Raw genomic sequence first — 6,905 nt, 5'->3', positions numbered from 1 at the left:
AAAGATCTCGTCAGGATTTTAAAAGATATTCCCAATAAAATTAATTTAATTCCTTTCAATCCTTTTCCTGGCACGCATTATAAATGTTCATCACGTAATCAAATTGTGCGCTTTCAGCAATATTTGATCGACCAAGGTTTAGTGGCTACGGTCAGAAAAACAAGAGGTGACGACATTGTCGCTGCCTGTGGTCAGTTAGCAGGTGAAGTGCAAGATAAGTCGCGCCGTAGTGAACGCATGAAGGCCCAGGAGGTTGTAATTCATCGATGAGTAATCGTGTCAGTAATGCTTTAGTCGTGATGATGTTTGTTGTACTTACAGCGTGTAGCAGTAATGGTGGAACAAGAAGTCAATATGTAGCAAAGGATGCAAAAGCAGCTGATATCAATATGCGTCTTGGCTTGAATTACATGCAACGAGGCGATTACAAGATCGCACTTGAAAAGCTTGAGAAAGCGCTGAAACAAAATCCTAACCTACCCAGTGCGCACAATACCATCGCTCTTTTGTACCAACGCTTAGATGAAAATGAAAAAGCCGAAGAGCATTTTGAGAAAGCGATTCAGCAGGAACCTGATTACTCTGAAGCCCAAAATAATTATGGCGTCTTTTTGTGTCAGCAAGGCCGCTACGATGAGGCGGAGAAACGGTTCCTGAAAGCTGTAGAAAATCCACTCTATTCAAGCGCGCCGCTTGCCTATGAAAATGCAGGATTATGTACAGCAAAAGGGGGAGCCATTGATCGCGCGGAAGGTTATTTCCGTAAAGCATTACAGATGGTGCCTGGGCTACCCAAGTCTTTGTTACAAATGGCTGATATTAGCTATCAACAACAAAACTACTTACAGGCTAGGGCTTACATTCAACGGTTTCAGCAAGCAGCCAACTGGACGCCACAGGCTCTCTTGTTAGGCATCAGAGTGGAAACCAAATTAGCCGATAAAAATGCGGTATCTAGCTACAAACTTATTTTGCGTTCTCGTTTTCCTGATTCGGATGAGATGCGTATTGTTAACCAAGGGCTTGTTGAGTAATGAGTGATTTGAATGACGATTTTGTGGTGAGTTCTAACAGCCCGAGTTTAGGGGCCCGACTCCAACAAGCACGTGAAAGCAAGAATTTGTCACTAGCAGAGGTGGCGACACAGCTGCGGCTCACCAAAGACATTGTCATGCATCTTGAAACGCAACAATGGGACAAATTGCACGGGCGGACCTATGCCCGCGGATATTTCGCCAGTTATGTAAAATTCTTGGGCTTACCCCAAGAAGAAATGCTGGCCGTCTTCAATGATGAATACAAACAGAGTGACAGTGAACCAAGGTTGGTCAAGCCGGTTGGTACTGAAGAACAAAAACCATTGCCATGGTTGATGATTCTCTTTTTTCTTGTCGGAATTTTCATTCTCTGGTCAGCATATCAACAATGGCAGTCCAATAGAGCGGCTGATGAAACAGCAACAAGCGAGTCCAGTGAGATCGTTACCGAGCAAAACGACATGGATGAGGCCAGCAATACAACCTTTAATGACGATTTGTCTCAATCAGAGCCAGAAGACTCATCAATCTCAACAATGAATGACTTGAACAATACAACCGAGTCAAGTGAACAAAATGATAGCGACAATAACATCACAGAGTCGGAAGACCTTGCTTCTGTTGAGGTGAATGAAGACGTTGAGTCTGTTACAAGTGCTGAGCCACATCAAAATATTCTTAAAATGTCTTTTTCTGGTGACTGCTGGGTTGAGGTAACAGATACAGCAATGAATACTTTACTCAGTCAAGTCATGCGAGCAGAACAATCTATCGAACTTAAAAGCGAATTACCTATGAAAATATTATTAGGTAAAGCCACTGTTGCTGAGGTGAGCTACAACAATCAACCTGTTGACTTGCAGCCTTTTACACAAGGTAATGTTGCAAAACTGACTTTAGGAGCTCAGTCATAATGGAAAACTCAACCGTTAATATTCAGCGAAGAAAATCTCGTCAAATTATGGTGGGGAATGTGGCTGTCGGCGGTGATGCACCTATTGCTGTACAGAGTATGACAAATACGGAGACAACAGATGTCGCTGCCACAGTAAGTCAAATTCAGGCATTACAAAAAGTGGGTGCAGATATTGTGCGTGTTTCTGTACCAACCATGGATGCGGCAGAAGCCTTTGGTAAAATTAAACAGCAGGTATCTATTCCTCTTGTCGCGGATATTCACTTCGATTACAAGATTGCGTTACGCGTTGCTGAATTAGGCGTGGACTGTTTACGTATTAATCCCGGCAATATTGGTAGAGAAGAACGTGTACGCGCCGTCGTTGACAGTGCACGTGATCACGGTATACCTATTCGAATCGGGGTAAATGCTGGCTCATTAGAAAAAGAGCTTCAAAAAAAATATGGCGAACCGACTCCCGATGCATTAGTTGAGTCAGCATTGAGACATATTGATATTCTGGATAGATTGAACTATCCCGATTTTAAAGTCAGTCTCAAAGCGTCTGATGTGTTTATGACCGTGCATGCCTATAGAAAACTTGCTCAGCAAATTGAACAGCCTTTACATCTGGGTATTACGGAAGCCGGTGGGCTTCGTTCTGGTTCTGTTAAATCTGCTATTGGCTTGGGTATGTTGTTGTCAGAAGGGATTGGCGACACCATCAGGGTTTCGCTTGCAGCTGATCCGGTTGAAGAAATCAAAGTCGGTTTTGATATTCTTAAAAGTTTGCGCATTCGAAGTAAAGGCGTGAATTTAATTGCATGTCCTTCCTGCTCGCGCCAACAGTTTGATGTGATCTCAACCGTTAATGCACTGGAAGCAAGATTGGAAGACATCACTGAACCGATGGATGTGGCTGTTATCGGTTGCGTTGTTAATGGTCCCGGTGAAGCTAAAGAAGCTGCTATTGGGCTGACAGGAGGTACACCAAACCTGCTGTACGTTGATGGTAAGCCAAACCACAAAGTCGAAAATGAGGCGTTGGTAGACGAATTAGAACAGCAAATACGTAAACGTATCGAAATACAAAAACAGCAAAAAAATATTAAAACAATTCCGATAAAGGATCTGAGTTAGACGTGGCAGAGATAATCCGCTCTATAAGAGGAATGAATGACCTTCTTCCTGAAACAACACCATACTGGCAGGTCATAGAAACGACCTTGAAAAATGTCCTTGCTGGTTATGGTTATCAAGAAATTCGTTTTCCGATTGTCGAAAAAACAGAGCTTTTTAAACGCTCCATTGGTGAAGTCACAGACATTGTAGAAAAAGAAATGTATACCTTTGAGGACCGCAATGGAGACAGTTTAACGTTGCGTCCAGAAGGGACAGCAGGTTGTGTTCGTGCTGCCATGGAAAACGGTTTACTGAATCAAACGCAACGCCTTTGGTACATGGGGCCGATGTTTCGTCATGAACGTCCGCAAAAAGGCCGTTATCGCCAGTTTCATCAGTTGGGTGTAGAAGCATATGGCTTCGATGGCCCAGATATCGATGCTGAAATGATTATGCTGACAGCGCGTCTTTGGAAAGCGTTAGGTCTGAAAGGTGTGACTCTCCAGATAAACTCACTTGGAAGTACTCAAGCCAGAATAGCTTATCGCGAAGTTTTAATTGCCTATTTCGAAAAGCACCAAGCTGAACTCGATGAAGATAGCCAAAGACGTCTACACTCAAATCCACTACGGATTCTGGATAGTAAAAATCCTGCAATGCAGGCATTAAATGAAGCGGCCCCCAAACTGATAGATCATTTGGATGATGAATCTAAGCTGCATTTTGAACAGTTATGTCAGATCCTCGATAGTGTTGGTATTGACTACGAAATTAATCCAAGGCTGGTCAGAGGTTTGGATTATTACGGAAAAACCGTTTTTGAATGGGTAACCGACCAGTTGGGTTCACAAGGTACTGTCTGTGCTGGTGGCCGTTATGATGGTTTAGTGGCTCAATTGGGTGGAAAAGGCGCCACAGCGATTGGTTTTGCTATTGGTCTGGAGCGACTTGTCGCACTGCTCGAAGCAACCCAATCATTACCGGATATTAAACAAACTGATGCCTACTTAGTTGCTGTCGGTGAACAGGCAATGGCACAAGCACCATTATTAACGGAACGTTTGCGTGATGAACTTCCTGGCATAAAGTTGATTAGCCACTGTGGTGGTGGTAGTTTTAAAAGCCAATTTAAACGCGCAGACCGAAGCGGAGCGCGTTGGACACTTATTCTGGGAGATGATGAAGTGTCCAGCCAAACAATCGGTATAAAAACCATGGAGACAGGGGAGCAGCAGACCATAAAGTGGGCTGATCTGCCTTCATTCCTCAGTCAATAATTATAACTAATACAAGAAATCTAAGAACTATGACACCTTTGAATATACCTGAATGGCAGTCTTTGGTCAGACACTATTCTGACCTGAAATTCGTATCCATGCGTGAACAGTTCGCGTTGGACTCAAGCCGGTTTGAACGATTTTCAATCAAAAGTGGTGATTTGTTACTGGATTACTCCAAAAACCGCATCACCCAAGAGACCGTAGATAAGTTAATTCAGTTGGCTGAGGCTGTTGAGCTACAAGACTGGATTGAGCGTATGTTCAAAGGTGAAGCGATCAATCACACTGAAGGCCGGGCTGTTTTGCATACTGCCCTTCGAAACCGAAGTAATACGCCTGTCATGGTAGATGGCAAGGACGTTATGCCAACGGTTAATGCTGTGCTTGAAAAAATGCGTAACTTTTGTGAGCAAGTACACAATGGCACATGGTTGGGCTTCTCCGGTAAGAAAATTACCGATATCGTAAACATCGGCATTGGCGGTTCTGATCTGGGGCCAGCGATGATTTGTGATGCGCTTGAACCTTATGGCATCGAGGGTATGGGCGTGCATTTTGTCTCAAACGTCGATGGTACTGATCTCAGCACAACTTTAGAAAAATTGAATCCTGAGACAACCTTGTTTGTTGTGGCTTCAAAAACATTTACCACTCAGGAAACAATTACCAATGCTCATTCAGCACGAAATTGGTTTCTGAAAAAAGGGAAACAGCAAGATGTGGCCAAACATTTTGTCGCAGTGTCTACCAATGCCACTGAAGTAGCCAAGTTTGGTATCGATACTGCGAACATGTTTGAAATTTGGGACTGGGTTGGTGGTCGTTATTCCTTGTGGAGTGCCATCGGTTTACCCATCGCCTTGTATACGGGAATGGATAATTTTGAGCGATTGCTTGATGGCGGTCATCAAATGGATAAACATTTCCGTGAGCAGCCTTTAGCAGAAAATATTCCTGTCATTATGGCGATGCTGGGGATCTGGTATGTGAATTTCTTTAATTCACAAACGCAAGCCATTGTCCCTTATGATCACTCATTAGCTCGTTTTCCAAGCCATATGCAGCAACTTGATATGGAGAGCAACGGCAAGTTTATTAACCGTTCTGGTGCACGTATTAACTACAAAACAGGTCCTGTAATTTGGGGCACGCCTGGTACCAATGGGCAACATGCATATTTCCAGCTGATTCATCAAGGCACGCAATTAATTCCGGTCGATTTCGTTTTACCTGTGAATAGTCATTATCCAGAGTGTGATCATCAGTCTATTCTGCTTGCGAATGGTCTAGCACAGGCCGAAGCATTGATGAAAGGCAAAACCGCTGAGGAAGTGCGTGCTGAGCTGGTTAAAGAAGGTTATGAAGGAAAAGAACTCGAAGCATTATTACCGCACAAGGTTTTCCCGGGTAACCGACCAAGCAATGTATTGCTATTCCCTAAATTAACGCCTGAGATGTTGGGACAGTTAGTGGCCTTGTATGAACATAAAGTATTTGTTCAAGGGGTTGTCTGGAATATTAACTCTTTTGATCAATGGGGCGTGGAACTCGGCAAGCAATTGGCAAAAGCGATCGTGCCAGAGTTGAAAGATGATGCTGATATTTCTGCTCACGATAGCTCAACAACGCACTTGATTAAACTCATTCGCGAGTTAAGACAGTAACAAAAATCGCTTAATCTTCCCCCTGAGAACTCAGGGGGAATCATTCCTGTTCAAATTTATTAATGTTTCTTCTGTAATATTAGCCCAGAAAGTGGTGGTAAATTCAGCTGAATTGAATAAGGCCTATCTGACCAAGCCGTTTGTTCAGCTGAGATAATACTGGGGTTATGATAATTACTTCCTGCGTAGTACTCTGAGTCTGAATTGATAATAATTTCATACTCTCCAAGCTCAGGCACGCCGAGTCTATAATTATCTCGGGGGACTGGCGTAAAGTTAAATATTGCAATGATAAATTCTTCATCATTTTTGCGTAGATAACTTAAAATCGAATGTTCTCTATCATTGCAGTCAATCCATTCAAAACCTTGTGGCTCGAATTCGTGCTTATACAAAGCGGGTTGACTTTTATAGGTGGTATTGAGGTCGGCGACTAATTTCTTTAGCCCTTGATGCACAGGGTAGTCCAGTACATACCAGTCTAAATCTTTTTCACAATTCCATTCACTGCCTTGACCAAATTCACATCCCATAAACAGCAGTTTCTTACCTGGGTAACTAAACATAAAGGTATAAAGCAGTCGCAGATTGGCAAATCGCTGCCATTCATCGCCCGGCATTTTGTATATCATGGGACGCTTGCCATGAACTACCTCATCGTGTGAGAAGGGCAGTACAAAGTTTTCTGTAAAAGCGTACAAGAGGCCAAATGTCAGATCGTCATGATGATAGCGGCGATGTATCGGATCTTGTTGCATATACTCCAAAATATCGTGCATCCAGCCCATGTTCCATTTCATTGAGAAACCTAAACCACCAATATCTGTTGGCCGTGAAATCATTGGGTATGAGGTTGACTCTTCTGCCGTGATAATACAGCCAGGATGTTCACTGTGTAGTACGG

The 6,905-nt window shown here is 43.2% G+C and carries 6 protein-coding genes and 1 pseudogene; 6 read left to right on the top strand and 1 reads right to left on the bottom strand.

Annotated elements, in window-relative coordinates; all coding sequences use genetic code 11:
• The 6 genes and pseudogenes from B4K20_RS07745 to pgi all read left to right on the top strand — a co-directional run.
• Positions 1–270, top strand: a pseudogene (locus B4K20_RS07745) (bifunctional tRNA (adenosine(37)-C2)-methyltransferase TrmG/ribosomal RNA large subunit methyltransferase RlmN); the annotation flags it as partial.
• Positions 267–1,034, top strand: a complete 768-nt coding sequence (gene pilW / locus B4K20_RS07740; protein ID WP_286304251.1) for a type IV pilus biogenesis/stability protein PilW — start codon at positions 267–269, stop codon at positions 1,032–1,034. The pseudogene B4K20_RS07745 and the gene pilW, both read left to right, overlap by 4 nt.
• Positions 1,034–1,951, top strand: a complete 918-nt coding sequence (locus B4K20_RS07735) for a RodZ domain-containing protein (protein ID WP_289243460.1) — start codon at positions 1,034–1,036, stop codon at positions 1,949–1,951. Before pilW ends, B4K20_RS07735 begins: the two co-directional genes overlap by 1 nt.
• Complete coding sequence (gene ispG, locus B4K20_RS07730) at positions 1,951–3,075, top strand: flavodoxin-dependent (E)-4-hydroxy-3-methylbut-2-enyl-diphosphate synthase (RefSeq protein ID WP_320165962.1); 1,125 nt, start codon at positions 1,951–1,953, stop codon at positions 3,073–3,075. Before B4K20_RS07735 ends, ispG begins: the two co-directional genes overlap by 1 nt.
• A gap of 2 nt (positions 3,076–3,077) precedes the next feature.
• The gene (gene hisS, locus B4K20_RS07725) at positions 3,078–4,334 is read left to right on the top strand and encodes a histidine--tRNA ligase (RefSeq protein WP_286304253.1); all 1,257 of its coding nucleotides are present in this window, start codon (positions 3,078–3,080) and stop codon (positions 4,332–4,334) included.
• Between the two features lie 29 nt (positions 4,335–4,363).
• Positions 4,364–6,001, top strand: coding sequence for a glucose-6-phosphate isomerase (pgi, locus tag B4K20_RS07720; RefSeq protein WP_286304254.1), 1,638 nt, complete (start codon positions 4,364–4,366; stop codon positions 5,999–6,001).
• Between the two features lie 59 nt (positions 6,002–6,060).
• Here pgi and B4K20_RS07715 read toward each other — a convergent pair.
• Positions 6,061–6,905: alpha amylase C-terminal domain-containing protein (locus tag B4K20_RS07715; RefSeq protein ID WP_414683370.1), on the bottom strand; the 845-nt coding region annotated here is incomplete at its 5' end.

Origin of the sequence: Methylophaga sp. UBA5088, assembly GCF_002414625.1 — a bacterium.
Lineage (GTDB): Bacteria > Pseudomonadota > Gammaproteobacteria > Nitrosococcales > Methylophagaceae > Methylophaga > Methylophaga marina.
This window is presented reverse-complemented; position numbering and strand designations above follow the sequence as displayed.